Source organism: Microbacterium sp. NIBRBAC000506063 (assembly GCF_017968845.1).
Classification (GTDB): domain Bacteria; phylum Actinomycetota; class Actinomycetes; order Actinomycetales; family Microbacteriaceae; genus Microbacterium.
This window is the reverse complement of the sequence record NZ_CP072877.1, coordinates 162,896-188,983: the sequence shown is the minus strand read 5'-3', so window position 1 is coordinate 188,983 and position 26,088 is coordinate 162,896. Positions and strand designations below refer to the sequence as shown.

The following is a 26,088-nucleotide window of genomic DNA, read 5'->3' as shown; positions in this document are numbered from 1 at the left end:
GGTGTCCTTACTGTGTGTTGCTCAGGGCGAGCGCGATCTGCTCGACGGCCTCGGGGTTCTGGAGCGACGTCGTGTCTCCCAGCGGCGCGGGCGTGCGTCCCGCGCGACGCTCCTGCTCAGCCTCCCACAGCTGCGCCAGCAGTCTTCGCAGGATCTTCCCCGAGCGGGTCTTGGGAAGATCGGGAACGACGATCACGTGCTTCGGCTTGGCGACGGGCCCGATCTGTCGGGCGACCTGCTCACTCAGCGCCGCGGGCTCCGGCACCGCCTGCGCGGCCGGGGTGACGAACGCCGCGACGGCCTGGCCGGTCACCGGATCGGAGACCCCGGTGCTCCCCGCCTCGCCGACCGACTCGTGCGCGACGAGCGCGGACTCGATCTCGATCGTGGAGAGCCGGTGCCCGGAGACGTTCACGACGTCGTCGAGCCGGCCGAGGACCCAGATGTAGCCGTCGGCGTCCCTCGTCGCGCCGTCGCCGGCGAGATAGAAGCCCCCGTGCGCACCGTGCCCGGCATAGGCCGACCAGTAGGAGTCGCGGTAGCGCTCCGGATCGCCCCATACCGTCCGCGCCATCCCGGGCCAGGGACGCCGGACGACGAGGGATCCGGAGCGGCCCGGCTGAACATCGCGCCCCTCTTCGTCGACGACGGCGACGTCGATCCCGGGCAGAGGCACGCTGGCCGAGCCCGGCTTCAACGTCGTGACGCCCGGCAGCGGTGCGACCATCGCCGCACCCGTCTCGGACTGCCACCAGGTGTCGACCACGGGGACCTGTCCGCCTCCGAAGTTGCGGTGGAACCAGATCCAGGCCTCCGGGTTGATGGCCTCTCCCACGGTGCCGAGCAGTCGGATGCTGGAGAGATCGTGGCCCCCGGGCAGGCCGCCGCCGAACCAGGTCATGAAGGTGCGGATGAGCGTCGGCGCCGTGTAGTAGACCGTGACCCCGTAGCGCTCGATGATCTCGAGATGACGCTCCCGGTGCGGGCTGTCGGGCGTCCCCTCGTAGATCACCTGGGTCAGTCCGTTGGAGAGCGGCCCGTAGATCTCGTAGGTGTGCGCGGTCACCCAGGCGAGGTCGGCCGTGCACCAGTGCACGTCATCCGGCTTCGCGTCGAAGTGCGCCCAGTGCGCCCAACTCGCCTGGGTGAGATACCCGCCGGAGGTGTGCACGAGACCCTTCGGCTTGCCGGTCGTCCCCGAGGTGTAGATGATGAACAGCGGATGCTCGGCATCGAAGGCCTGCGCCTCGTGCTCGGTGCTGGCCGTGTCGACGACCTCGTGCCACCAGACGTCGCGTCCCGGCGTCCAGGGACCTCCTGCCCGGTCCGGCGCAGCACGAGGACGTGCTCGAGTGCGGCCAGCCCTTCGGCTGCGGCATCCGCCGTCGACTTCACCTCGGTGGCCTTCCCCCGCCGGAACTGTCCGTCGCTGGTCACGAGCAGCTTGGCGCCCGTGTCCTGCAGACGGAAGCGCAGCGCCTCGGCGGAGAAGCCGCCGAAGACCAGGGAGTGCACGGCACCGATCCGCGCACAGGCGAGGGTGATGACGACCGTCTCGACGAGCACAGGCAGGTAGACCACGACGCGATCGCCGGCGACGACGCCCAGCGCGGTCAGCGCGTGGGCCGCCTGCGCGACGCGCCGCTGCAGATCGGCGTAGGTCACGGCCAGGCGATCGCCGCGCTCGCCTTCGAAGTAGAGCGCGACCTTTTCGCCCTTGCCGGCCCTGACATGCCGGTCGACGCAGTTCTCGGCGACATTGAGCGTGCCGCCGAGAAACCAGCGTGCGGCCGGGATCGACTCGCCCTGCGGCGGATCCCACGCGCTGACGGTGTGCCATCCCTCGCGCCAGTCGAGGCGCGCCGCGGCCTCGGCCCAGAACGCCTCCGGATCGGCGGCGGCCCGCGCGTAGGCCTCCGCGGTGACGTTGGCCTGCGCTGCGAAGCCGGAGGGTGCGGGAAAGGTGCGGGTCTCCACGAGGCGAGCCTCGTCGGTCATGTCCACCTCTTCAGCAGGCGCTTCTCGGCGAACCCGAGGAGGGCGTTGGACAGAGCGCCGAGGAGGGCGAGGAGAACGATCGCAAGGAGGATGCGGTCGACGCGACCGTTGTTCTGCGAGTCGTCGAGAAGGAAGCCGAGACCCATCGACGAGGCCAGGAGCTCGGCCGCCACGAGGAAGAGCCAGGACTGAGCGAGGGCGAGGCGCAGCCCCGACACCACCGAGGGAACGACCGCGGGCAGCTGCACGGTGCGGAAGAGCGACCAGCCGTTGAGGCTGAAAGACCGCCCGGCTTCCACCAGCTGCGGATCCACATGCCGGAGCGCGGCGGCCACCGTCGTGTAGACAGGGAAGAAGGCGCCGATCGCGATGAGCGTGACCTTGGACTCCTCGCCGATCCCGATCCACAGGATCAGCAGCGGCACCCAGGCCAGCGACGGCACGGCCCGCACGGCGGCCAGGGTCGGGCTCAGCAGCACATCGCCCAGGCGCGAGAGGCCGACAACGGCGGCGATGGCGAGCCCGATCGCGGAGCCGATGGCGAAGCCGAGCAGGACGCGCTGCACCGAGATCGCGATATGCGTCCACAGTTGGCCCGCTCGGCCAGGTCGATGGCAGCGGCGAAGACGGATGCGGGTGCGGGCAGCCGGTACGGCGGCACGAGCCCGCTCGCGGTGACCAAGTGCCAGACGAGCAGGAGGAGTACCGGAAGGATGATCCCTCCGGCGATCCGCAGACCGCGCCGATCCCAGAGGCGACGCGCAGCCGCCACCTCGGTGACCGGCGCGTCCGCGGTGAGCGTGCTCATCCGCCGTTCACGGCCTTCTCGGCGAACTCGGCGTGGACGATGCTCGAGAGCGCGTCATCGAGCGCCGCCTGCCCGCCCTGCACGTCGCCGTCGGCGAGGAGCACGGGCAGGATCTTCTCCAGCACCGCGACCTGCGCCGCACCCGGGATGCCGCTGACGTCGAGGTTGGAACGCTCCTCGATGACGGTCGTCGCGACGGCCAGATCGATCCCGGCGACCTCGGCCAGCAGCGCGGCGGTCTCCTCGGGGTTCTCCAGCGCCCAGGAACGGGCCTGCTCGTAGGCGTCCACGACGGCCTGCGCGAGGTCGGCGTGGTTGTCGATGAAGTCCTCGGTCGCGTTCAGGAACCCGTAGGTGTTGAAGTCGACGTTGCGGTAGATGAGCGTCGCTCCGGACTCCACCTCTGCGGCGGCCATGATCGGGTCGAGGCCCGACCAGGCGTCGACCGAGCCGCCCTCGAGAGCGGAGCGCCCGTCGGCGTGCTGCAGGTTCTGCACCTCGACGTCGTCGACGCTCAGCCCGCCGACCTCCAGCGCCTGGAGCAGGAAGAAGTAGGGGTCGGTGCCCTTCGTCGCGGCGATCGAGGTGCCGGCGAGCTGCTCGAGCGAGGTGATCTCGCTGTCGGCGGGCACGACGATGGCGGCCCACTCCGGCTGCGAATAGATGTTGATCACCTTGATCGGCGAGCCGTTCGCGCGAGCGAGGAAGGCCGCCGAGCCGGCCGTCGAGCCGACGTCGATGGAGCCTGCGCGCAACAGCTCGTTGGCCTTGTTGGAGCCGGCCGACTGCACCCACTCGACCGTGACGGAGTCGCCGACGATCTCTTCGAGGATGCCCTGGTCGCGGATGATGAGGCTCAGCGGGTTGTAGGTCGCCCAGTCCAGCGTCAGCGTGCTGCTCGACCAGTCTCCGCTCGGCTCGGCCGGGTTCGCGCTGGGGTTCTCGCCGGCCACGCAGCCGGTGGCCACGAGCATCATCGCCCCGGCGAGTGCGGTCGCGGGAACGATACGTCGGGTGATGCTCATCGGGTCTCCTCGGAGAGTGTGTAGTGGTGGGTATCGACGCCGAGCCCTTCGAGCAGCTCGGCGCGGAGGTTCGCGAGGGCACTGTCTGCCCGGTCGCGAGGTCGGATGCCGGGCACGGTGATGGTGCGCGCGATCGACGGCACCTCCGCATCCGATTCGGCGACCAGCGTGCGCAGGAGCAGAACGCGGTCGGCGAGATAGAGGGCCTCCTCGACGTCATGGGTGACGAGGATGACCGTGGTCGGCTCGGCGGCGTGGATGTCGAGCAGCAGATCCTGCATCCGCAGGCGGGTCAGCGCGTCGAGCGCGCCGAAGGGCTCGTCCAGGAGAAGGACGCCGGGGTTGCGCGCCAGAGCGCGGGCGAGCGAGGCGCGCTGCGCCATGCCGCCGGAGACCTCGCGGGGGCGCTGATCGGCGGCGTGGTCGAGACCGACGAGGGCGAGCAGCTCGCGCACACGGGCGTTCCGCTCACGACGCGGATAGTCGCGGGGCAGCCCGAGCTCGACATTCTGGGCGAGCGTGCGCCACGGCAGCAGTCGCGGCTCCTGGAAGGCGATCGCGGTGCGCTCGTCGGTGTCGCGCAGCGGCGTGCCGTCAACACGGATCGAGCCCTTGCTGGGCGTGTCCAGTCCGCCGACGAGGCGCAGGAGGGTGGACTTGCCGCATCCGGACGGTCCGACGATCGCGACGATCTCGCCCGCGGCGATCGTGAGGTCCAGGCCACGAAGGACCTCGCGCCGGCCCTCCGGCATCGCGAAGGACCGGTCGACATCCGCGATGTGGACCGCTCCGGCCCGGCTGGCGGCGTCGGGGGCGCCCACGTCTCTCGCAGGCTCCAGCGTCAAGGTCATTAACCCATCGTCCTGAGGACGGTGCCCCCGAACGAAATCGCGCGTAACGTTCTGTCACACGACCGGCGGATGCCGCCTTCCCGCCGTGTCGCCCAGAGACGCGGAACGGGCCGCCACCCGAAGGTGACGACCCGTTCGCTGAGCCTGTCAGGGCTTAGGCGTTGCCGCCCGAGAGCTTCTCGCGGAGAGCCGCAAGCGCCTCGTCGTCGGCAAGGGTGCCGGCGCCGGCTGCGGACTCGGCGGCGAAGGTGCCGGAGGCCTCAAAGGAGCCCTCGTTCGCAGCCTCGGCCTCGGCGGCCTTGAGGACGGCGGCCTTGTGCGCCTCCCAGCGAGCCTGGGCAGCAGCGTACTCCTGCTCCCACTTCTCGCGCTCGGCGTCGAAGCCTTCCTTCCACGCGTTGGTCTCGGGGTCGAAGCCCTCGGGGTACTTGTACTCCCCGTTCTCGTCGTACTCCGCGACCATGCCGTAGAGGGCCGGGTCGAACTCGGTGCCGTGCGGGTCGACCGACTCGTTCGCCTGCTTGAGCGAGAGCGAGATGCGGCGACGGTCGAGGTCGATGTCGATGACCTTGACGAAGACCTCTTCGCCGACCGAGACGACCTGCTCGGCGAGCTCGACGTGCTTGGCCGAGAGCTCCGAGATGTGCACGAGGCCCTCGATGCCGTCGGCGACGCGGACGAACGCACCGAAGGGGACGAGCTTGGTGACCTTGCCCGGCGTGACCTGTCCGATCGCGTGGGTGCGGGCGAAGACCTGCCACGGGTCTTCCTGCGTCGCCTTCAGCGACAGGGAGACGCGCTCGCGGTCGAGGTCGACCTCGAGGATCTCGACGGTGACCTCCTGGCCCACCTCGACGACCTCGCTGGCGTGCTCGATGTGCTTCCACGACAGCTCGGAGACGTGCACGAGGCCGTCCACGCCGCCGAGGTCGACGAACGCACCGAAGTTGACGATCGACGAGACGACGCCCTTGCGGACCTGGCCCTTGTGCAGGTTGTTGAGGAAGGTCGTGCGCGACTCCGACTGCGTCTGCTCGAGCAGGGCGCGGCGGGAGAGGACGACGTTGTTGCGGTTCTTGTCGAGCTCGAGGATCTTCGCCTCGATCTCCTGGCCGAGGTACGGCGTGAGGTCACGGACGCGGCGCAGCTCGATGAGCGAGGCCGGCAGGAAGCCGCGGAGGCCGATGTCGACGATGAGGCCGCCCTTGACGACCTCGATCACGGAACCGGTGACGACGCCGTCGTCTTCCTTGATCTTCTCGACGTCACCCCAGGCGCGCTCGTACTGCGCGCGCTTCTTGGAGAGGATGAGGCGGCCTTCCTTGTCCTCCTTCTGGAGAACGAGGGCTTCGACCTCGTCGCCGACCTTGACGACCTCGTTGGGGTCGACGTCGTGCTTGATGGAAAGTTCGCGGGAGGGGATGACACCCTCCGTCTTGTACCCGACGTCGAGCAGAACCTCATCGCGGTCGATCTTGACGATCGTGCCTTCGATGATGTCGCCGTCGTTGAAGAACTTCAGGGTCTTCTCGACCGCGGCCAGGAAGTCCTCAGCAGATCCGATGTCGTTGATGGCGACCTGCTTGGTGGCCGGGGCGGTCGTTGCGGTAGTCATGTAGTGGGTTGTCCTTGTAGGTGGTGGTGTCGGGCTGCGACGCGCCCGGCCGAAGACGACCGGAATCACACGCCGAAGCGGTTGGATATGGGATTGCCTGTCACAAAGGCACGCAGAACCGTGCCACGAATGACACTTCAGAATATCAGAGATCGGCCCCGAGTTTCCACGGAGGATCCAGGGCTTCGCCCTGTGGATAACCCGGATGCCGGCAAGCCGCCCGGGTTAGCGTGAGACGGTGACGATCCTCCGCCTCACCGCAGCCCTCGCCGCCGGCGCTCTCGCCGTCGGACTCCTCACCGCGTGCTCCCCGAGCCGGAGCCCACGCCGACGCCGCTGTTCTCCTCGGAGGAGGAAGCGTTCGCGGCAGCGGAGGAGGTGTATCGGGCTTACATCGATGCGATGAATGACTCTCGCGCAGGCGAAGAAGACATCAATCCAAACATCTTTCTGACAGGTGTTGCGCTCGAGCTAGATCGAGAAGCTCGCGCTACCGCTGAGTCGATGGGCGTTAGGTTAGTCGGCGAAAGGGTTGTGGACTCGATAGTCCCAGTGGAAGCCGTACTCGCCCCACCCCTGCAACTGTGCAAATGATTGCCTGCGGAGACATGTCTTCGGTGCGGGTGGTTGACGAAGACGGAGCAGATGTAACACCCGACTCCAGAGGAAACACCTCACAATTGCTCATTACATTCGTGGTCGTGAGTGATCGTCTGATGATCTCCAACTCCGAGATCTCGGAGGTCGCCGCTTGCTGATTCGCTCGCTTGTTCCCATTGCTTTGACGACCATGCTGCTGGCCCCTGCGTCGTACTCTGGCTGCTCCCCTGCCCTCGAAGACCTAGATGAGTGAGTCCGTTTGCTTTCAGTGGTCGTAGGCGATGAGGGAGCGTTTCGCTGGCACGCCTCTGAGCCAGTTGTGCCAGATGCCGGCGGCGAGGGCGAGGAGGCGTGCGGCGATGCGGGAGTAGACGCCCGCTGGTGTGCGGCCGCCGTGCTGTTCGAGGGTGAGCTGTCCCTTGAGGGTGTCGAACACCGACTCGATCCATTGCCGGATCCCGCCGAGGCGCCCGAACCGGGGGTTCTCGTCTTTGCGGTCGGGGCGGACCAGATGCGCGCCGAGGTCATCGGTGACGAAGGTCTCGAACTCTTTCCCGGCGAAGCCCTTGTCGCCGACGATCACCTGCCCCGGCGCGATGAGGTGCCGGTCGTGATCGAGCATCGCGGTGGCGGCCTCGCGTTCCCCGATCTTCGGGTTCGCGAGCCCCCAGATGATCGGCATGCCGTCGGGAGCGCAGACGAGGTAGAGCCGGAGACCCCAGAAGAACCGGGAGTGGGAGGCGCAGTAGCCGTAGCCGGCGTGCCCGGCCAGGTCGGAGCGTTTCACGGTCTCCCGGGACGCCCCGCACGGCACCGGGGTGGAATCGATCAGCCGGGTCACTTCGTTCCACGACGGGGTATCGCGGGCAAGTTCGGTGATCACCGCTGACAGCAAAGCAGTGGACTGGCGGACACGTTTCCCCATCCGGACTGCTTCGGGATACCCGGGAACATGCCTCTCAGGTGAGCGCGGGCGTGCCGGATCCATTTGCGGTCCGATGCGATCCCGAGCAGGTGCTGCGCGACCAGCAGGCAGAGCAGCTCGACATCGTTGAGCGCCGGCTTTCGGCCCGGCGTGTGGTCGCGCGAGCAGCCGATCGCCGGGAGGATCCGGTCATCGAGATGGACGTAGAGTGTGACAAGGAGGGTGTTGAGGTCGGTTTTCACACACAGGGCTTAACGCCCTCCGCCCCTCGTTAACAGCGTCCACGCCGCATCAGAGCCGATCAGGGCAAACGGACTCACTCATCTAGGTCTCTGCTCCTCGAACGACGGCGAGACCATCACGGTCGGCGGCGAGCAGACCACACCCGGCTCACCCGGCACCGGCGGCCCCACGACCCCGGGAACCTCCCCGGGACATCGCCCGGCACCTCCCCCGGTCTTCCCGGCCCGCGGCCGCCCGCGCCGCCGCTGTGCGCCGATTGGGAGCCGACCTTCAACCCGGTCCTGGAGTGCATTCTGGGCACCTCCGACGACGAGGAGGAGGAGGACGAAGCGGCGCCGACCATCACGATCCGCGATCTGGCGCGCTTCGCCCCGGAGGGCTCGCTCGTCGCCGCCGAGCCCGACAACGTCGGCGTGGCCGGCCTCCCACGAACTTCGTCGCCGACTCCCGCAGTCACGAGGTGCACGGCACACTGTTCGGATGGCCGCTGTCGGTGCGCTTCACCCCCGCCGGTCACGACTTCCACTACGGCGACGGCGCGATGCGTACGTCGAGCACGAGCGGAGCGACCTGGGCCGACCTCGGCCAGGCCCAGTTCACCCCGACCGACACGAGTCATGTCTACCGAGAGCGCGGCACCTATACGGTGCGCATGGACACGCGCTACAGCGCGGAGCTGAACCTCGGCTACGGCTGGGTCCCGCTCCAGGGCGAGGTGACCTCCCGCGGTGCGGGCCAGGAGATCCGCATCTTCGAGGCGCGCACCGCCCTCGTCGCCCACACCTGCGAGCAGACCCCGACCGCGCCCGGATGCTGACGAGCGGTTCTCCGGCGGCATCCGCCCTGCAAGACTGAACGCATGACACGCCCCGACCGGCTCATGCTTCTGGACACCGCCTCGCTGTACTTCCGCGCGTTCTACGGCGTGCCCGACAAGGTGAAGGCCCCGAACGGCATGCCGGTCAACGCCGCACGCGGGCTCATCGACATGGTCAGCCGTCTGATCACCGCCTACGAGCCGACCAGCATCGTCGCCTGCTGGGACGACGACTGGCGGCCGCAGTGGCGCGTCGACCTCATCCCGAGCTACAAGACCCACCGGGTCGTGGAGGTCGTCGACGCCGGGCCCGACGTCGAGGAGGTGCCCGATCCGCTCGAGGCACAGCTCCCCTCATCCGCGAGAGCCTCGGTCTGCTCGGCATCCCGATCATCGGCGTCGCCGAGCACGAGGCCGACGACGTCATCGGCACGCTGGCCACGAAGGCCTCTTCCCCCGTCGACATCGTCACCGGCGACCGCGATCTCTTCCAGCTCGTCGACGACGCACGCGACGTCCGGGTGATCTATACCGCCCGCGGCATGAGCAATCTCGAGACCGTGACGGATGCCGTCGTCACCGCCAAGTACGGGGTCCGCCCTCGCAGTACGCCGACTTCGCGACCATGCGCGGCGACGCCTCCGACGGGCTCCCCGGCGTTCCCGGCGTCGGCGACAAGACCGCCGCGACGCTCCTGGCCGCCCACGGCGACCTCGCCGGGATCCGCAGCGCCGCCGCGGCCGGCGCGGGCATGACGGCCGGCGTCGCGGCCAAGGTCGTCGCGGCATCCGACTACCTCGACGTGGCGCCGACCGTGGTCCGGGTGGTCACCGACCTCGACATCGCCGTCCCCGGGGCGCCTCTCGCCCCGATCGACGGAGAACGCCGCGACGCGCTGGAGTCGCTCGCGGAGCAGTGGAACCTCGGATCGGCGGTCTCCCGCGTCCTCGGAGTGCTCGACGCGCGCGGCTGAACCGCTCAGCCCCGCCGGCTGCGGACGAGCAGCATCGCGCCGATCAGCGCGAGCGCGTACACGACGGTGATCGCCAGCACGGCCAGCAGCGGCACCGTCCACGCACCCGACGCCTCGTAGAGCGCGCCTACCAGCGGAGCGCCGATCGTCGCGACCAGGTAGCCGCAGCCCTGGATCACCGCCGACATCGTCGCCGCTTCGGCATCCGATCTCGAAGTCTGAACGACCGCCGTGAAGATCACGACGAATCCACTCGCATGCGCGACGGCGCCCAGCGCCGCCCACAGCCAGAACAGGTCCGGCGCCAGGAGCATCCCGAGGATCATCGCCAGCCAGCAGCCCGCGATCACGACGGCGGTCACGACCGGACCCGTGTGCCGCAGGAGCAGCGGCACGAGGAATGGGCCGACCACCGCCACCCCTGGAACACGGAGGCCAGCGCGCCCGCCACCGTGAGCGAGGCGCCCGTCGTATCGACCAGCAGCGTCGGCAGCCACGCGGTCAGGGCGAAGTACGCGGCCGACTGGCTCGCGAAGGCGAGCGTGAGCAGCCACAGCAGCGGCCGGCCGAGCACGGTCCGCAGCGACCTCTCACGCAGGACGGGCACCGGGCCGGTGAGCGCGGATGCGGCATCCGATGCGCGCCCGCGCACGACCGGGGCGACGCGTGGATGCTCCGCGGCCCGCGCCCGCCGCACCATATGCACGGCCCACAGGACCAGGCCGGCGATCGTCAGGATCATCCACGCCGCGAGGGCCGGCGACCAGCCCAGAAGGTCGGCGAGCGGAGCCGTGCCCAGCGTCGTCACGAGCGAGCCGAGGTTCATCATCGCGGCGTACCCCGCGGTGGCGGTCGAGGCATGCTCCGAGGGCAGATCGCGACGGATGATCACCGGGATCACGACATTGCCGAGGGTGATCGACACACCCATGATGAGCATTCCGGTCAGCACCCAGCCGTAGCCTGGCCCGAGGCGCACGAGAGTGCCCAGGAGCACTCCGGCGAGCGTCAGGAGCAGGGTCAGCTCGGGGCCGGCGCGACGGATCACGAGCGCGGCCGCCGGCGTGCACAGCGCGAACATGAGCAGCGGCGCCGTCGTCAGCATCCCGGCGGCGGCCGCGCTCACGCCGAGGTCGGACATGATGTGCGGAGCGACCGTCGGCACCGACGTGATGTGGCTGCGCAGGCTCAGCGCCGCCACGAGCACGCCCGCGACGACGAGCCATGGCACCGAACGACGAGTCACGGAGTCACTGGAAGCGCCGGCGGAGGCTAGGCCGAGGCCAGCTCGCGGGAGACCGCGACCCACTCGTCGAGCTTCGCGGCGGCACGGCCGTCGTCGACCGCGGCGACGGCCCGTGCGTAGGCGTCCGCGAGGCGTTCCAGGATCGGCCGCTGCGTCTGCGCGGCGTCCTGCGAGAGATCGAACGACACGATGCCGGCGGCGGCGTTGAGCAGCACGATGTCGCGCACCGGGCCCCGCTCGCCGGCGAGGGTGCGGCGAAGGATGTCGGCATTGTGCTCGGGCGAACCGCCGAGAAGGTCGGCGAGGTTCGCGAGCGGGATGCCGAGATCGCGCGGGTCGAGGTCGTGCTCATGGATGTCGCCGCGGGAGACCTCCCAGATGCGGCTGTGCCCGGTCGTGGTCAGCTCGTCCAGCCCGTCGTCACCGCGGAAGACGAGCGCGGTCGCGCCCCGCGTACGGAAGACGCCGGTGATCAGGGGATGCGCTCCAACTGCGCGACACCGACCGCGTTGGCCTCGGCGCGCGCCGGGTTGCACAGCGGGCCGAGCATGTTGAACACGGTCGGTACACCGAGCTCGGAGCGGACCGCCCCGGCGTTCCGGAACCCCGGATGGAACTTCGCCGCCCACGCGAAGGTGATCCCGATGCGATCGAGCACGGCGGCGACGCCCTCGGGCGCGAGATCGAGCTGGAGCCCCAGCGCGCCGAGCACGTCGGACGAGCCGGATGCCGAGCTCGCCGCCCTGTTGCCGTGCTTGACGACCGGGATGCCGAGGGAACCGATGATGATCGCCGCCGTCGTCGAGATGTTGACCGTGCCGACCCTGTCGCCGCCGGTGCCGACGATGTCGAGGACGTTCGGAGAGACCGGCAGCGGGACGGCCGCTTCCAGAATCGCATCCCGGAATCCGACAACCTCGTCGATCGTCTCGCCCTTGGCGCGCAGCGCCAGGAGGAAACCCGCGAGCTGCGCCTGCGTCGCCTCCCCTGCATCACCTGGCGCATCGCCCACGTCGACTCCCAGACGCTGAGATCCTTCCCCTCGAGGAGCGTCGTGAGGACATCGGGCCAGGTGAGTGAATCCGCCATGCGAGCGATCCTATCGACGTGCGGGAGACGCCGTTCGCGCGGCATCCGGACCTCACCCGCGACGCCGGCCAGGATTCACGGCCGTTTGGCAGTCGCTTCTTAGGTTCCCCTAAGTGAATAAAAGGCGCGACAGTGGTCCCTGGTGCGAAAATGTCGCGCGCAAATCGGCCATAATGGACGGGTGACCACCTCAGCGACGTATGCCCCTGCCGCGCAAACGATCAAGCGGCCCAATCCGGTAGCTGTCGGCACCATCGTGTGGCTCGGCAGTGAAGTCATGTTCTTCGCAGGACTCTTCGCGATCTACTTCACCCTGCGCAGCACGTCACCCGAGCTCTGGGCCGATCGCACCGAGCTTCTGAACATCCCGTTCGCACTGATCAACACGCTGATCCTGGTCAGCTCCTCGATCACCTGCCAGTTCGGCGTGTTCGCCGCTGAGGATCTGCAGCCCTACAAGATCGCCAAGGGCCAGGTGAACCTCGCCGGCCGTCGTCGCCTGTTCGGCTGGGGCATGGTCGAGTGGTTCTGGCTCACGTTCATCCTCGGTGCGATCTTCGTCTCCGGTCAGGTCTGGGAGTACGCGCAGCTCGTCGCCGAGGGCATGCCCATCCAGGCCGACTCCTACGCCTCCGCGTTCTACCTCACGACCGGCTTCCACGCCCTGCACGTGACCGGCGGCCTCGTCGCCTTCCTCCTGGTGATCGGGCGCGCCTACGCGGTCAAGAACTTCACGCACAAGGAAGCGACCTCCTCGATCGTGGTCTCGTACTACTGGCACTTCGTGGACGTCGTCTGGATCCTCCTGTTCGTCGTTATCTACTTCCTGAAATAAGAGAGCGGAGCTGACACCCGAGATGGCACGAGAGAAGAAGCGTCGCCCGACCGGCCGGCGCAGCCCTCTGGCTGCGGTAGCGCTCATCGGCGCAGGACTCATGATCACCGGCGGCATCTACGCCGGTGCCTCCGCAGCGATCGCTGCGACCGACACCCAGCGCGAAGTCCTCGCCGAAGTGTCCGTCGACGACGGCGAGAAGCTGTTCCAGGCGAACTGCGCCACCTGTCACGGCATGAACCTCGAGGGGACGCCCAACGGGCCGAGCCTCATCGGTGTCGGCGAGCTCGCCACCGAGTTCCAGCTGGCGACCGGCCGCATGCCGATGCAGATGCAGGGCCCGCAGGCTCCCCCGAAGCCCCCGCAGTTCACGCAGATCGAGATCGAGTCGATGGCCGCCTTCGTGCAGTCCGTGGCTCCCGGTCCGACCTACCCGGCCGACCGGATCCTCGACGGGAACGGCGACGTCGCCCACGGCGCGGAGCTCTTCCGCATCAACTGCGCGATGTGCCACAACGTCGCCGGCGCCGGCGGCGCCCTCACCGAGGGCAAGTACGCTCCCCCGCTGACCGAGGTCAGCGCACTTCACATCTATGCGGCCATGGTCACCGGTCCGCAGAACATGCCGGTCTTCGGCGACATGAACCTCTCCGCGGAGGACAAGCGCGACATCATCTCCGCGCTGCTCTTCCAGCAGGAGGCCGTCGCCGTCGGCGGATTCACGCTCGGGTCGCTCGGCCCGGTGTCCGAGGGTCTGTTCATCTGGATCTTCGGCATCGGCGCGCTCGTCGCCGCCACCGTGTGGATCACGGCGAAGTCCAACTAAAGAATTTCCATCGAAGAGGAACGTACGAGGAGCACCATGGCACACGACGACGACTCTCACGCTCTCGACAGGGCGTACGAGCCCTCGGCGGGGCTGAGCGTTGCGGTCAGCGATCCCGTGCAGAACCCGGGCCTGCCGCCGCATCGTGAGCGGATGACGGACAAGGACCCGAAGGCCATGAAGGCCGCGGTTCGCACTGTCTACACCCTGTTCTACCTGTCGGTCGCCGGGAGCATCTGGGCGGTCGCCGCCTACATGCTCTTCCCGATCGAGAGCGGCAGCCTTCTCGCCATCCGGCACAACAACCTCTTCATCGGACTCGGCATCGCCCTGGCGCTGCTCTCCCTCGGCATCGGTGCGATCCACTGGTCGAAGGCCATCATGTCCGACAAGGAGTTCGTCGAGGACCGCCACCCCACGCGGGGTCGCGACACGACGCGCGAGGCCGCCATCCAGGCCTTCGCCGACGCGAACGAGGAGTCCGGATTCGGCCGTCGCACGATGATCCGCAACTCGCTGTTCGCAGCGCTGGTGGCATCCATCGTGCCGGGCGTCGTCCTCTTCCGCGGACTCGCCCCGCACCCGGGCTCCAACCCGAACGACCCTCTGGTCGGCAACCCGGTCGCGCTGCTCAGCCGCACTTGGTGGACGCAGGGAGAGCGCCTGGCCCGCGACCCCAGCGGAACGCCGATTCGCGCCGCAGATGTCACGCTCGGATCCGCTTTCCAGGTCATGCCGGAGTCCCTCTACCCGCTCAAGCACGAGGACCACGGCCTCTACCTGAACGAGAAGGCCAAGGCCATCGTCCTGCTGATGCGTCTGCGTCCCGAAGAGCTCAACGAGGCCGAAGACCGTAAGGACTGGTCGTACGACGGCATCGTCGCCTACTCCAAGGTCTGCACCCACGTCGGCTGCCCCGTGGCCCTGTACGAGCAGAACACGCACCACCTGCTCTGCCCCTGCCACCAGTCGCAGTTCGACGTCGCGAACCACGCGGCCGTCATCTTCGGCCCGGCGGCCCGTCCGCTGCCGCAGCTGCCCATCACCGTCGACGACGAGGGCTACCTCATCGCGCAGAGCGACTTCACCGAACCCGTCGGCCCGAGCTTCTGGGAGCGCCATTGAGCACCGCAACTGATGTCAAGGAAGAGACGAAGAAGCCCCTGGGCGGTCGTTTCGTCGGCGCCGCGTCGAACTACATCGATGAGCGGACCAGCATCTCCGGCTTCGTCAAGGAGCTCGGCCGCAAGATCTTCCCCGATCACTGGTCGTTCATGCTCGGCGAGATCGCGCTGTGGAGCTTCGTCGTCGTCTTCATCTCGGGAACGTTCCTGACGTTCTTCTTCCAGGCCTCCATGGTGCCGACGCACTACACGGGCGCCTATCTGCCGATGCGCGGCGTCGAGATGTCCGCGGCCTTCGAATCGGCCCTGCGGATCTCCTTCGACGTCCGCGGCGGCCTCCTGGTCCGCCAGATCCACCACTGGGCCGCCCTCGTGTTCATCGCCGGCATCGGCGTGCACATGCTGCGCATCTTCTTCACCGGCGCGTTCCGCAAGCCGCGTGAGCTGAACTGGGTGATCGGTTACATCCTGTTCATCCTGGCCCTGGCCGAGGGTTTCACCGGATACTCGCTCCCCGACGACCTGCTCTCGGGCAACGGCCTCCGCATCATCGACGGCATGATCAAGGGCCTCCCCCTGATCGGCACCTGGACCTCCTACCTCCTCTTCGGCGGCGAGTTCCCCGGCACCGAGATCGTCGGCCGCCTGTACACGTTGCACATCCTGCTGCTGCCACTGCTGCTGATCGCCTTCCTGGTCCTGCACCTGATGTTGATGATCATCAACAAGCACACGCAGTTCGCCGGCCCCGGCCGCACGAACGACAACGTCGTGGGCTACCCGATGATGCCGGTCTACATGTCGAAGATGGGCGGCTACCTGTTCATCGTGTTCGGCACGATCGTGCTCATCGCGACGTTCTTCCAGATCCTCCCGTTCTGGGAGTACGGTCCCTACGACCCGTCACCGATCTCGGCGGGAACGCAGCCGGACTGGTACATCGGCTTCGCCGACGGCGCTCTGCGTCTGGCCCCGCCGAACTGGGACATCGTCTTCCTGAACCGCACCTGGTCGTTCGGGATCATCGTCCCGGTCGTCGTGATGCTGGTCTTCCTCGTCATCGTCGCCGTCTACCCCTTCATCGAGGCCTGGGTGACCGGTGACAAGCGCGAGCACCACATCGCCCAGCGTCCCCGCAACGCGGCCACCCGCACCGCCATCGGCGTCGCCGGCGTCATCTTCTACGCGGTCCTGTGGGCGGCGGCATCGTCCGACCTGATCGCGACGCACTTCCGCCTCACGATGGAGGGTGTGATCCACTCCCTGCAGGCCACGCTCATCCTCGGCCCGATCGTCGGCTACTTCGTCACCAAGCGCATCTGCCTCGCGCTGCAGAAGAAGGACCGCGAGATCGTGCTGCACGGCTACGAGTCGGGTCGCATCGTGCGCCTTCCGGGCGGCGAGTTCATCGAGGTCCACCAGCCCGTCGACAAGTACGACCGCTGGCGGCTGGTCGACATCGAGCAGTACGAGCCGCTCGTCGTCCGTCCGAACGCCCAGGGCCGCATCCCGTGGACCGAGAACGTCCGCTCCGCGGTGTCGCGCTGGTTCTTCGAGGACCGCCTCGCTCCCCTGACGCAGGCCGAACTCGACGCTGCCGACGCGCACCAGCACCACGCGGTCGCCCAGGTCGACGAGACTGCGGCGACGGAGATCCGCGGCGCCCACGAGCGTGCGGGCGTCGCCGAGGACGACATCGCCCCTCCGACGGCCGTATCAGCGAGACGGGCAACCTGCCCAGCTCCGTGGTCTCGACCGAGGAGACGAAGAAGCCGCGCAAGAAGAAGTCGGACGACGACGCCTGACCCGCGTCGTCTGCCTGGCCCCGTCCGAAAGGACGGGGCCTTCTTCGTCGTACAGCGGACCGGTTGGCTGTTTTCCTGCGATGATCGTCACTGCAGAGACGGTCGCACGACACGCGTCGATCGTAGGCTGAGAGCATGATCGAACGTGCCGACTACTTCGCCGCCCGACTCGCCTACGAGACCGATGCCTCTGACGTCTATGCCGCGCAGAAGGCCGGAGAGACGCACACGATCGTCGACGTGCGCTCCGACGAGGCCTGGGCACAGGGACGCGTCGCCGGAGCCATCCATATGCACTACAGCGAGATCGCCACGCGTGCTGCCGCCGAGATCCCGCAGGACTCCCCCGTCGTCGTCTACTGCTGGAGCCCCGGATGCAACGCCGGTGTCAAGGGCGCCCTCGAGTTCGCCAAGCTCGGCTATGAGGTGCGCGAGATGATCGGCGGCTTCGAGTACTGGGCCCGCGAAGGCTACCCGGTGGAGGACGCCGACGGCGTGCACCGCCGGCCGATCGACCCGCTCACGGGCGTTCCCCGCATCCGCACGCGGTCCTGATCGCGGACGTACCGTCGCCGATGCCTGCTCGGCATCGCGAGGCGGCCGCTCTCCACAGCACCACAACGAGAGAGGCCCTCGGAGAACATCTCCGAGGGCCTCTGAAACGCGCTGTGCGGGCTTCTAGCGGGCGAAGTAGCCGCGGTAGTACTCGTACACCCAGCCGACGATCGCGATGACGAAGAGCGCGAGACCGACCGGAAGCAGGAAGTGTCCGACCGCGAGACCCACGATGAAGACCGATGCCGCGGCGGCGAGGACGATCGGCCACCACGACCACGGGCTGAACTCGCCGAGCTCGGGGTCGCCGTCGTCGACGTCTGCGGTCAGGATGTCTTCGGGGAGCTCCCCGCCCTGGCTCTTGTGCGACTTGCCGAGGAAGAAGCCGACGAAGGCTCCCATCATAGCGGTGAAGAACAGCGACACCGTGCCGACCCACTCGGTCGACAGCGTGAAGGTCTCCCACCACGTCCGGTCAGGGACGCATACGTGCCCCAGTGCTCGATGAGGTTCCACCACGTGTAGACCACGCCGATGAGGAAGAAGAAGGCGCCCAGGCCCACCAGAGAATGACATTGGAACGCATGGGTTACTTGACCTCTCCCTCGGTGGCCAGCGCAACGGGCTGCTCGGCAGCCTCCGGGTGGTTCAGGTCGAACGCCGGACGCTCGCTGCGGATGCGCGGGATCGACGTGAAGTTGTGTCGCGGGGCGGGCAGGAGGTCGCCCACTCGAGCGATCCGCCGTAGCCCCACGGGTCGTTGACCGTGACCTTCGGTGCCTTGCGCGCCGTGATCCAGACGTTCAGGAAGAACGGAAGCATCGAGGCGCCCAGGATGATCGCACCCACCGTGGAGAGCTGGTTCTGCCACAGCCAGTCATCCGCCACCGAGTAGTCGGCGTAGCGGCGGACCATGCCGTCGACACCCAGCCAGTGCTGGACGAGGAAGGTCATGTGGAAGCCGATGAACAGCATCCAGAAGTGGACGTAACCCAGACGCTCGTTGAGCATGCGCCCGGTCCACTTCGGCCACCAGAAGTAGAAGCCCGCGAACATCGCGAACACCACGGTGCCGAACACGACGTAGTGGAAGTGCGCCACGACGAAGTAGGAGTCGGACAGGAAGAAGTCCAGCGGCGGCGAGGCCAGGATGACGCCGGTGAGACCACCGAAGACGAAGGACACGAGGAATCCGAGGGCGAACACCATCGGCGTCTCGAACGTGACCGAACCGCGCCACATCGTACCGATCCAGTTGAAGATCTTCACACCCGTCGGAACGGCGATGAGCATCGTCATGATCGCGAAGAACGGCAGCAGCACGGCGCCGGTGACGTACATGTGGTGCGCCCACACCGACACCGAGAGGCCGGCGATCGCGATCGTCGCGTAGACGAGGGTCTTGTAGCCAAAGATCGGCTTGCGGCTGAAGACCGGGAAGATCTCCGAGACGATGCCGAAGAACGGCAGCGCGATGATGTAGACCTCTGGATGACCGAAGAACCAGAACAAGTGCTGCCAGAGGAGCACACCGCCGTTCGCGGCATCGAAGATATGCGACCCCAGGACACGGTCGGCGCCGGCGGCGAAGATGGCCGCGGCCAGGACCGGGAAGACCATGATGACCAGGAGGCTGGTGATCAGGACGTTCCAGGAGAAGATCGGCATGCGCCACATCGTCATACCCGGCGCGCGCATCGTGATGACGGTGGTGACGAAGTTTACCGCACCCAGGATCGTTCCGAATCCGGAGAGGCCCAGACCCAGCATCCAGAGGTTTCCTCCGGCGCCTGGTGAGAACGTCGCATTCGCGAGCGGCTGATAGGCGAACCAGCCGAAGGAGGCGGCGCCCTGCGGGGTGAGGAAGCCGGCGACCGCGATCGTCGAACCGAAGGAGAACAGCCAGAACGCGAAGGCGTTCAGACGCGGGAAGGCAACGTCGGGGGCACCGAGCTGCAGCGGCAGGATCGCGTTGGCGAAGCCGGCGAACAGCGGCGTCGCGAACATCAGGAGCATGATCGTGCCGTGCATCGTGAACAGCTGGTTGAACTGCTCCTTGGTGGGGACGATCTGCATCCCGGGGGCGAACAGCTCCGCGCGGATGATGAGCGCCATGACGCCGCCGAGCAGGAAGAACAGCACGGAGGTGATCAGGTACAAGTACCCGATGGTCTTGTGATCGGTGGAGGTGATCCACTTGACGATCAGGTTGCCCTTCTGCTCGATGCGCGAAGAGCTCATGAGCGCCGCCTGGCGCGGCGGCATCGTCGTCGGACGTGCGTGCGCGGCGGTGTCTGCCTCAGGAAGAGTCGTGGACATGTTCAGTTCCCTCCCTCGGGGTTCGCTCCGGTGCCGGGCGCATTGTTGAGCCGGTTGTAGGCGTCGGCGATGTCACCGGTGTCGCCCTTGGCGCGCAGGGACTCGATGTACGCGTCGTACTCGGCCTGCTCGACGACCTTGACGTTGAAGAGCATCATCGAGTGGTACTCGCCGCACAGCTCGGCGCACTTGCCGTCGAACTCGCCCACGCGGGTCGGGATGAAGGACCAGGAGTTGTCCTTCCCGATGTACATGTCCTTCTTGTAGAGGAAGTCGATGATCCAGAAGGAGTGGATGACATCGCGAGAAGTGATGTTGATCTTGACCTTCTGATCGACGGGGAGCACGAGCGTCGGGAGCTCGGACTTGTCGACGTTGCCGTGGGCGTCCGGCTGCGCCTGGATGCCCATGGTCCAGACGGCATCGTCGCCTTCGCCGTACTGGAAGTCGAATGCCCACTGCTTGCCGATGGCGCTGACGGTGACGTCGGCCTCGTCGGGCGTCCACTGCGTCTCGATCTCGGCCTGGTCGCGGGCGGTGAAGAAGAAGAAGCCCACGACGAGGATGAGCGGCACGACCGTGTAGAAGATCTCGATCGGCATGTTGTAGCGCATCTGGACGGGCAGACCCGTCTGGCCCTTGCGCCGGCGGTACATGACCATCGCCCAGCCCATCAGGCCCCAGGTGAGGACGCCCACGCCCAGCAGGACGATCCAGGAGTTCACCCACAACGCGGCGACCTTGTCGGTCTGGTTCGTGGCCGGAGTGCCGTCCTCCACGAAACCGGGGAGGAAACCGTGCAGCTCAGTCGGGGTACACCCCGCGAGGACCACAACTGCCGCAATTCCCAGAGGAATGGCGGCCCAACGAAGGCGGCGTTTCGAGGGCACGATACACCTTTCAAGATCGCGGACTTGGGCTCTCCCAGTCTAGGGCAACCTCACACCCGATTCATGCCATACGCGCAGGTTCGGGCGCCCGCGACCGCCGGGATCAGTGGAAACTGTCGCCGCAGGCGCAGCTTCCGGCCGCGTTGGGGTTGTCGATCGTGAACCCCTGCTCGGAGATCGTGTCCTTGAAGTCGATGGCGGCGCCGTCGAGGTAGGGAACGCTCATGTTGTCGACGATCACCTCGACGCCGTCGAAGTCCACCGCGACGTCTCCGTCGAGGAAGCGCTCGTCGAAATAGAGCTGGTAGATGAGGCCGGAGCAGCCGCCCGGCTGCACGGCGACGCGCAGTCGCAGATCTTCCCGCCCCTCCTGCGCCAGCAGGCTCTTGACCTTGTCGGATGCCGCGGTCGTGAGCGTGACGCCGTGGGCGTTCTGGGTCTCGGTCGTCAGGGCGGTGTCGGTCATCTCACTCCTCGGGACGGGCCTTGCGGCACGGCTTCTCCCCGATTCTACCGCCGGATGCCGGGAACGGGCCGTACCCCGCCTGAGAGCCTGCGGGAACGACGGATGCCGCTATGCGACGATCTCGTTCATCCTCGCGAGCAGGAGCGCCTCGGTGGCCACCGCGTTGCGGAAGGTCTCCAGGTGCAGCGACTCGTTGGGGCTGTGCGCGCGGGCGTGCGGGTCCTCGACGCCGGTGACAAGGATCTGTGCGCCGGGGAACTCGCTCACGAGGTCGGCGATGAACGGGATCGAGCCGCCGACGCCCAGGTCGACGGGGTCGGCACCGTATCCGTCGCTCATTGCGCCGCGGGCGAGGCCCACTGCCCAGCCGCTCGTGTCGACGAGGAAGCCGTTGCCGAGATCGACATCGCTGAAGGCGAGCTCGGCGCCGAAGGGCGCGTGCGCCCGAAGGTGCCGCTCGATGGCGTCGTAGGCGGCCTGGGCGTCCTGTCCGGGCGCGACGCGCGCGCTGATGACGACGCTCACCTCGGGCAGCAGGGTGTTGGAGGCCGCAGCCACCGAGGTCGCGTCGATGCCGGTGACCGTGACGGAGGGCTTGTTCCAGATGCGGCTGAGGATCGAGCCCGTCCCGACGGGCGAGACGCCGTCGAGAAGACCGGCTTCGTCGCGGAGCGTCTCCTCGGCGTATTCGGGTGTCGGGGCGTCTCGCTCGACGAGGCCCTCCACGGCGACGGCTCCCTGCTCGTCCCACAGCGTCGACAGCAGCCGGACGGTGGCCATCATCGCGTCGGGCACCGCCCCGCCGAACATGCCCGAGTGGGAGGCGTGCTCGAGCGTGCGCACCGTGAGGGTGAAGCGCGCGTTGCCGCGCAGCGACACCGTCAGGCCCGGTGTGGTGGCGTCCCAGTTGCCGGAGTCGGCGACGACGATCGCGTCGGCGCGCAGCGCGTCGGCGTTGTCGCGGAGGAACTGCCCGAAGGAGCGCGATCCGTACTCCTCCTCCCCTCGATGAAGAGGTTCACCCCGAGTTCGAAGTCCTCGCCGAGGACCTCGCTGACGGCCCGCAGCGCACCGATGTGGGCCATGATCCCGGCCTTGTCGTCGGCCGCGCCGCGTCCGTACAGCCGACCGTCGCGGACGGTGGGCTCGAACGGCGGCGTCTCCCACAGCGCCTCGTCGCCCGGAGGCTGGACGTCGTGGTGGGCGTAGAGCAGGATCGTCGGCTTGCCGCCGCGGGCGGCGCGCGTGGCGAGGACCGCCGGCTGACCGAGCTCGTCCGTGCCGGAGATCGCCGCACGCGTGACCTGCACGTCGTCGAAGACGCCGGTTCCGCGGGCGAGCTCCGCGACGGCCTCCGCGCTCCGCTCGAGCTGGGTCTGATCGAAGGCGGGCCAGGCGATCCCGGGGATGCGCACGAGAGCGCCGAGATCGGACAGCGCCGACGGGATGCCGGTGGCCACCGCCTCGGCGACAGCGGATTCGACGGCAGGCGATGCGGTGACGGAGGCGTCCGGAGAACTCATGCGAGTAATCTTAAGGCCGAACCCGATCACAAGCAGAGGATTCCCCGTGGCCAAGTCCCCGACCTCACCCCCGCCGACGACGAGACCCCCGCCTCCGGCAAGGGTCGCCCGACGCCGACGCGTGCCGAGCGCGAAGCGGCGCGCCGTCGCCCGCTCGTCCCCGACACCAAGGAGGCGCGTGCCGCCGCCCGCGCCGACCTGCAGGCCAAGCGCGAGCGCGCCCGCGTGGGCATGGCCAACGGCGAGGAGAAGTTCCTGCCGACGCGGGACCGGGGCCCGCAGCGCCGCTGGGTGCGCGACCGCGTCGACGCCGGCTGGCACATGTCCGAGTTCGTGATGCCGTTCATGCTCGTCGTCGTGATCGTCTCCCTGTTCCCGAACCCGACCATCGCCTATTACGGCTTCGTCGCGCTCTGGCTCTTCGTGATCATCGCGGTCATCGACATGGTGATCCTGTCCGCGCGGACCAAGAAGAAGGCGGCCGAGAAGTTCGGCGAGGAGCGGATGGAGAAGGGGCTCGGCTGGTACGCGGCGATGCGCTCCCTGCAGATGCGCTTCATGCGCCTGCCCAAGCCGCAGGTCAAGCGCGGCGAGTATCCGGAATAAGGGCCTTCGGATGTGACCACGTTTCGACTCGGTCAGGCTTCGCCCGTCCTCGCTCCACGTTGAGTCGATCTCGCATCAACGCCGCGGAGCGGCATTGCTCCGAGCCAACTCAAGGTTGATCTGCCGGGCCCAGAGCGGACCGCGATAGAGGAAGGCCGTGTAGCCCTGCACGAGCGTGGCTCCGGCATCCGTGCGCTCGCGCACATCGGATGCCGTCTCCACGCCCCCGACGGAGATCACGCAGAAGTCTGCGGGGACGTGCGCGCGGATGGTGCGCAGAACCTCGAGGGATCGTTCCTTGAGCGGCGCCCCGGAGAGACCGCCGGCGCCGATGTTCTCGACGACGGATGCCGGTGCGCGCAGACCTTCGCGACTGACCGTCGTGTTCGTTGCGATGATCCCCGCCAGCCCTTCGGCCACGGCCAGCTGTGCGATCGCGATGATCTCGTCGTCCGGGAGGTCCGGGGCGATCTTGACCAGCAGCGGGGTGTCGTCGGCCGCGACCTTCACCGCGCGCAGCAGCGGCGCGAGCGTCTCGACGGCCTGCAGCCCACGGAGTCCGGGCGTGTTGGGAGAGGAGACGTTGACGGCCAGGTAGTCGGCCAGCGGCGCGAGTCGGACGGCCGAGGCGACGTAGTCGCCGGTCGCGTTCTCGACGTCGACGACGCGGCTCTTGCCGATGTTGACGCCGATGACGGCATCCGAGGCCCGCCTCCGCAGTTTCCGCAGGCGCCGCTCGGCGGCCTCGGCGCCGGCGTTGTTGAAGCCCATCCGGTTGATCACGGCGCGGTCGGCGACGAGCCGGAACAGGCGCGGCTTGGGGTTTCCCGCCTGGGCGAGCGCGGTGACGGTCCCGACCTCGATGTGCCCGAAGCCGAGCGCCGCCAGTCCGCGGACCCCGACCGCGTTCTTGTCGAAGCCGGCGGCGACGCCGAATGGCGAGGGGAAGTCCAGCCCGAGCGCGTGCACGCGCTGGTCCGGGGCGGGAGCCGTCAGGCCGCGCGCGATCCAGGCGAACGGTCGGATGCCGCACACGCGGATCACGGCCATGCCGAGGTGGTGCGCGAACTCGGGGTCCAGTCGCGACAGGACGGTGCGGAAGAAGAAGGGATACATCCCCTTCAGATTAGCGCTCGGCGGGCTCCGTCTCGGACGCGGCCACGCGCTCCTGGTCGGCACGCAGCTCGGAGATCGCGCTCTCGAAATCCTCCAGCGTGTCGAACGCCTGGTAGACGCTCGCGAAGCGCAGGTAGGCGATCTCGTCGAGCGCGCGCAGCGGGCCGAGGATCGCCAGGCCGATCTCGTTCGTGTCGAGCTGGGAGACGCCCGTCTGCCGCACCGCCTCCTCGACGTCCTGCGCGAGGACGGCGAGGTCGGCCTCGGTCACCGGCCGGCCCTGACAGGCCTTGCGGACGCCGGAGATCACCTTGTCGCGGCTGAACGGCTCCATGACGCCGGAGCGCTTGATGACGCTGAGGCTCGCCGTCTCGATCGTCGAGAAACGGCCGCCGCACTCCGGGCACTGCCGTCGCCGACGGATGGAGAGGCCGTCGTCGCTCGTGCGCGAATCGATGACGCGGGAGTCGGGATGGCGGCAGAACGGGCAATGCATGGTTGATAAGACTACGCGCTCGGCACGTCGCCGGCACCGGTGAACCGCGCCTCGATCGCCTCGCCGTGCGCGGGCAGCGCCTCGGCCGCGGCCAGCGCGACGATCTGGGAGCGCACGGCCGCGAGGGCGTCGCGGTCGTAGGCCACGATCTGCTGCGGACGCAGGAAGGTGTACGCGCCCAGTCCTGCGCCGTACCTCGCCTGCCCGCCCGTGGGCAGGACATGATTGCTGCCGGCCAGGTAGTCGCCGAGGCTGACGGGGGTGTGCGATCCGAGGAAGACCGCACCGGCACTCGTGAAGTCCGCGACGGCGGTCTCGGCATCCGCCAGGTGCAGTTCCAGATGCTCGGGCGCATAGGCGTTGCTGAACGCCGCCGCCGTGGCTCGGTCGTCCACGAGCACGAGAGCGGACTGAGGACCGTCCAGCGCTGCTCGCACCCGCTCGCTGTGCCGGGTCCGCGCAGCGCTCGCGGCGACCTCCTCGGCCACGCGCTCGGCGAGAGCCGGGGAGTCGGTCACGAGCACCGCGGAGGCCTGCTCGTCGTGCTCCGCCTGGCTCACGAGATCGACGGCGACGAGGCGCGGATCGGCGCTGTCGTCGGCGACGACCAGGATCTCGGTGGCCCCGGCCTCGGAGTCGATGCCGACGATGCCCGAGACGGCGCGCTTGGCGGAGGCTACAAAGTTGTTCCCCGGCCCGGAGACGACGTCGACGGGATCCAGACCGAGCGCATCCACGCCCCAGGCGAAGGCGCCGATCGCCCCGCTCCCCGATCGCGTACACCTCGGAGACGCCGAGGAGGCCGGCGGCGGCGAGGATCGTCGGGTGGATCCGCCCCCGTGCTCGGCCTGCGGCGGGGACGCCAGAGCGATCTCGGAGACACCGGCCACCTGCGCGGGCACGACGTTCATGATCACGCTCGAGGGGTACACGGCCTTGCCGCCGGGGATGTACACCCCGACGCGGCGCACCGGCTGCCAGCGCTGGACGATGCGCGCGCCGGGGCCGAGCAGCGTCACCTGCTCTTCGGGGACCTGCGCGGCCGAGCCTGCGCGCACCCGCACGATCGCCTCCTCCAGCGCGGATCGGATGCGGGCGTCCAGCCCCTCCAGCGCCTCCTGGAGGTGCGCGGTGGGCACACGGATGGCGTGACCGCTCACGCCGTCGAAACGCTCCGCCTGCTCCCGCAGCGAGTCCTCGCCGCGGGCACGCACGTCATCGACGATGCGCTGAGCGGTGGCCAGCGCCTCGGCACGGGCCTGCGTGGCCCGAGGCACGGCCGCGAGCATCTGCGCCGACGTCAGGGCACGCCCGCGCAGGTCGATGGTCCTCATGCG

General features: G+C 68.3%; 18 protein-coding genes and 8 pseudogenes. 9 read left to right on the top strand and 17 right to left on the bottom strand.

Features of this window, described 5'->3' with window-relative positions:
• Positions 1 to 7: 7 nt before the first annotated feature.
• The 5 genes and pseudogenes from acs to rpsA all read right to left on the bottom strand — a co-directional run bounded on the left by acs (position 8) and on the right by rpsA (position 6,297).
• A pseudogene (gene acs, locus KAE78_RS15530) lies at positions 8 to 1,998 on the bottom strand (acetate--CoA ligase).
• Positions 1,995 to 2,806 (bottom strand): annotated as a pseudogene (locus tag KAE78_RS15525) (ABC transporter permease). The pseudogenes acs and KAE78_RS15525 overlap by 4 nt, the downstream one beginning before the upstream one ends.
• Entirely contained in the window at positions 2,803 to 3,831 is a 1,029-nt protein-coding gene (locus KAE78_RS15520) for an aliphatic sulfonate ABC transporter substrate-binding protein (RefSeq protein WP_223172786.1), read from the bottom strand. The pseudogene KAE78_RS15525 and the gene KAE78_RS15520 overlap by 4 nt, the downstream one beginning before the upstream one ends.
• Positions 3,828 to 4,682 (bottom strand): ABC transporter ATP-binding protein, encoded by an 855-nt coding sequence (locus tag KAE78_RS15515; protein ID WP_223172785.1) that lies wholly within the window; start codon positions 4,680 to 4,682, stop codon positions 3,828 to 3,830. The genes KAE78_RS15520 and KAE78_RS15515 overlap by 4 nt, the downstream gene beginning before the upstream one ends.
• Before the next feature lie 154 nt (positions 4,683 to 4,836).
• Positions 4,837 to 6,297 (bottom strand): 30S ribosomal protein S1, encoded by a 1,461-nt coding sequence (gene rpsA, locus KAE78_RS15510; protein ID WP_223172784.1) that lies wholly within the window; start codon positions 6,295 to 6,297, stop codon positions 4,837 to 4,839.
• Positions 6,298 to 6,600: 303 nt separating this feature from the next.
• Here rpsA and KAE78_RS15505 point away from each other — a divergent pair, with 303 nt between their 5' ends.
• Positions 6,601 to 6,891, top strand: a complete 291-nt coding sequence (locus KAE78_RS15505; protein WP_223172783.1) for a hypothetical protein — start codon at positions 6,601 to 6,603, stop codon at positions 6,889 to 6,891.
• A gap of 271 nt (positions 6,892 to 7,162) precedes the next feature.
• Here KAE78_RS15505 and KAE78_RS15500 read toward each other — a convergent pair.
• A pseudogene (locus KAE78_RS15500) lies at positions 7,163 to 8,064 on the bottom strand (IS982 family transposase).
• A gap of 461 nt (positions 8,065 to 8,525) precedes the next feature.
• Here KAE78_RS15500 and KAE78_RS15495 point away from each other — a divergent pair.
• Entirely contained in the window at positions 8,526 to 8,882 is a 357-nt protein-coding gene (locus tag KAE78_RS15495; RefSeq protein ID WP_223172782.1) for a hypothetical protein, read from the top strand.
• 63 nt (positions 8,883 to 8,945) lie between these two features.
• A pseudogene (locus KAE78_RS15490) lies at positions 8,946 to 9,855 on the top strand (5'-3' exonuclease H3TH domain-containing protein).
• Between the two features lie 5 nt (positions 9,856 to 9,860).
• Here the strand turns inward: KAE78_RS15490 and KAE78_RS15485 are convergent.
• From KAE78_RS15485 to trpD, 3 genes and pseudogenes are all read right to left on the bottom strand, one after another.
• Positions 9,861 to 10,250 carry a hypothetical protein gene (locus KAE78_RS15485; RefSeq protein WP_223172781.1) on the bottom strand — a complete coding sequence of 130 codons (390 nt, stop codon included), beginning with the start codon at positions 10,248 to 10,250 and terminating at the stop codon, positions 9,861 to 9,863.
• Complete coding sequence (locus tag KAE78_RS15480; RefSeq protein WP_223172780.1) at positions 10,214 to 11,086, bottom strand: CynX/NimT family MFS transporter; 873 nt, start codon at positions 11,084 to 11,086, stop codon at positions 10,214 to 10,216. The genes KAE78_RS15485 and KAE78_RS15480 overlap by 37 nt, the downstream gene beginning before the upstream one ends.
• Positions 11,087 to 11,127: 41 nt before the next feature.
• Positions 11,128 to 12,190, bottom strand: a pseudogene (gene trpD, locus KAE78_RS15475) (anthranilate phosphoribosyltransferase).
• Positions 12,191 to 12,467: 277 nt separating this feature from the next.
• On the opposite strand from trpD, the gene KAE78_RS15470 reads away from it, so the two are divergent.
• From KAE78_RS15470 to KAE78_RS15450, 5 genes and pseudogenes are all read left to right on the top strand, one after another.
• Positions 12,468 to 13,025 carry a heme-copper oxidase subunit III gene (locus KAE78_RS15470; protein WP_262927908.1) on the top strand — a complete coding sequence of 186 codons (558 nt, stop codon included), beginning with the start codon at positions 12,468 to 12,470 and terminating at the stop codon, positions 13,023 to 13,025.
• Positions 13,026 to 13,047: 22 nt separating this feature from the next.
• Positions 13,048 to 13,851 (top strand): c-type cytochrome, encoded by an 804-nt coding sequence (locus tag KAE78_RS15465; RefSeq protein ID WP_223172778.1) that lies wholly within the window; start codon positions 13,048 to 13,050, stop codon positions 13,849 to 13,851.
• A gap of 36 nt (positions 13,852 to 13,887) precedes the next feature.
• Positions 13,888 to 14,976 carry a ubiquinol-cytochrome c reductase iron-sulfur subunit gene (locus tag KAE78_RS15460; protein ID WP_223172777.1) on the top strand — a complete coding sequence of 363 codons (1,089 nt, stop codon included), beginning with the start codon at positions 13,888 to 13,890 and terminating at the stop codon, positions 14,974 to 14,976.
• Positions 14,973 to 16,780: pseudogene (locus KAE78_RS15455) on the top strand (cytochrome b). The gene KAE78_RS15460 and the pseudogene KAE78_RS15455 overlap by 4 nt, the downstream one beginning before the upstream one ends.
• Positions 16,781 to 16,915: 135 nt before the next feature.
• Positions 16,916 to 17,335, top strand: a complete 420-nt coding sequence (locus KAE78_RS15450) for a rhodanese-like domain-containing protein (protein ID WP_223172776.1) — start codon at positions 16,916 to 16,918, stop codon at positions 17,333 to 17,335.
• Positions 17,336 to 17,458: 123 nt separating this feature from the next.
• On the opposite strand, the gene KAE78_RS15445 is transcribed toward KAE78_RS15450, so the two are convergent.
• From KAE78_RS15445 to KAE78_RS15425, 5 genes and pseudogenes are all read right to left on the bottom strand, one after another.
• Positions 17,459 to 17,854 (bottom strand): cytochrome c oxidase subunit 4, encoded by a 396-nt coding sequence (locus KAE78_RS15445; protein ID WP_223172775.1) that lies wholly within the window; start codon positions 17,852 to 17,854, stop codon positions 17,459 to 17,461.
• Positions 17,855 to 17,924: 70 nt separating this feature from the next.
• Positions 17,925 to 19,654, bottom strand: a pseudogene (gene ctaD / locus KAE78_RS15440) (cytochrome c oxidase subunit I).
• Between the two features lie 2 nt (positions 19,655 to 19,656).
• Entirely contained in the window at positions 19,657 to 20,544 is an 888-nt protein-coding gene (gene coxB, locus KAE78_RS15435; RefSeq protein WP_223172774.1) for a cytochrome c oxidase subunit II, read from the bottom strand.
• A 103-nt stretch (positions 20,545 to 20,647) separates the two neighbouring features.
• On the bottom strand, positions 20,648 to 21,010 hold the full coding sequence (erpA, locus tag KAE78_RS15430) for an iron-sulfur cluster insertion protein ErpA (protein ID WP_223172773.1): 363 nt from the start codon (positions 21,008 to 21,010) through the stop codon (positions 20,648 to 20,650).
• A 108-nt stretch (positions 21,011 to 21,118) separates the two neighbouring features.
• Positions 21,119 to 22,533: pseudogene (locus KAE78_RS15425) on the bottom strand (dipeptidase).
• Between KAE78_RS15425 and KAE78_RS15420 the strand changes: the two are divergent.
• Entirely contained in the window at positions 22,438 to 23,139 is a 702-nt protein-coding gene (locus KAE78_RS15420; RefSeq protein WP_317451976.1) for a DUF3043 domain-containing protein, read from the top strand. The pseudogene KAE78_RS15425 and the gene KAE78_RS15420 sit on opposite strands and share 96 nt — an antisense overlap.
• A gap of 75 nt (positions 23,140 to 23,214) precedes the next feature.
• Here the strand turns inward: KAE78_RS15420 and KAE78_RS15415 are convergent, their stop codons facing one another.
• Genes KAE78_RS15415 through hisD form a run of 3 tightly spaced genes read right to left on the bottom strand, consistent with a single transcriptional unit; the run spans position 23,215 to position 26,085 of the window.
• A complete protein-coding gene (locus KAE78_RS15415; protein WP_223172772.1) occupies positions 23,215 to 24,255 on the bottom strand; it encodes a quinone-dependent dihydroorotate dehydrogenase in 1,041 nt (346 codons plus the stop codon).
• Between the two features lie 10 nt (positions 24,256 to 24,265).
• Positions 24,266 to 24,751, bottom strand: coding sequence for a transcriptional regulator NrdR (nrdR, locus tag KAE78_RS15410; protein WP_223172771.1), 486 nt, complete (start codon positions 24,749 to 24,751; stop codon positions 24,266 to 24,268).
• 11 nt (positions 24,752 to 24,762) lie between these two features.
• Entirely contained in the window at positions 24,763 to 26,085 is a 1,323-nt protein-coding gene (gene hisD / locus KAE78_RS15405; protein WP_223172770.1) for a histidinol dehydrogenase, read from the bottom strand.
• Positions 26,086 to 26,088 lie beyond the last annotated feature (3 nt).

Coding starts and splice junctions, on each gene's coding strand:
- KAE78_RS15470 (WP_262927908.1), top strand. CDS start 12,468: ATGTTCTTCGCAGGACTCTTCGCGATCTACTTCACCCTGCGCAGCACG.
- KAE78_RS15465 (WP_223172778.1), top strand. CDS start 13,048: ATGGCACGAGAGAAGAAGCGTCGCCCGACCGGCCGGCGCAGCCCTCTG.
- hisD (WP_223172770.1), bottom strand. CDS start 26,085: ATGAGGACCATCGACCTGCGCGGGCGTGCCCTGACGTCGGCGCAGATG.
- KAE78_RS15520 (WP_223172786.1), bottom strand. CDS start 3,831: ATGAGCATCACCCGACGTATCGTTCCCGCGACCGCACTCGCCGGGGCG.
- erpA (WP_223172773.1), bottom strand. CDS start 21,010: ATGACCGACACCGCCCTGACGACCGAGACCCAGAACGCCCACGGCGTC.
- KAE78_RS15460 (WP_223172777.1), top strand. CDS start 13,888: ATGGCACACGACGACGACTCTCACGCTCTCGACAGGGCGTACGAGCCC.
- KAE78_RS15450 (WP_223172776.1), top strand. CDS start 16,916: ATGATCGAACGTGCCGACTACTTCGCCGCCCGACTCGCCTACGAGACC.
- nrdR (WP_223172771.1), bottom strand. CDS start 24,751: ATGCATTGCCCGTTCTGCCGCCATCCCGACTCCCGCGTCATCGATTCG.
- KAE78_RS15415 (WP_223172772.1), bottom strand. CDS start 24,255: ATGTATCCCTTCTTCTTCCGCACCGTCCTGTCGCGACTGGACCCCGAG.
- KAE78_RS15515 (WP_223172785.1), bottom strand. CDS start 4,682: ATGACCTTGACGCTGGAGCCTGCGAGAGACGTGGGCGCCCCCGACGCC.
- rpsA (WP_223172784.1), bottom strand. CDS start 6,297: ATGACTACCGCAACGACCGCCCCGGCCACCAAGCAGGTCGCCATCAAC.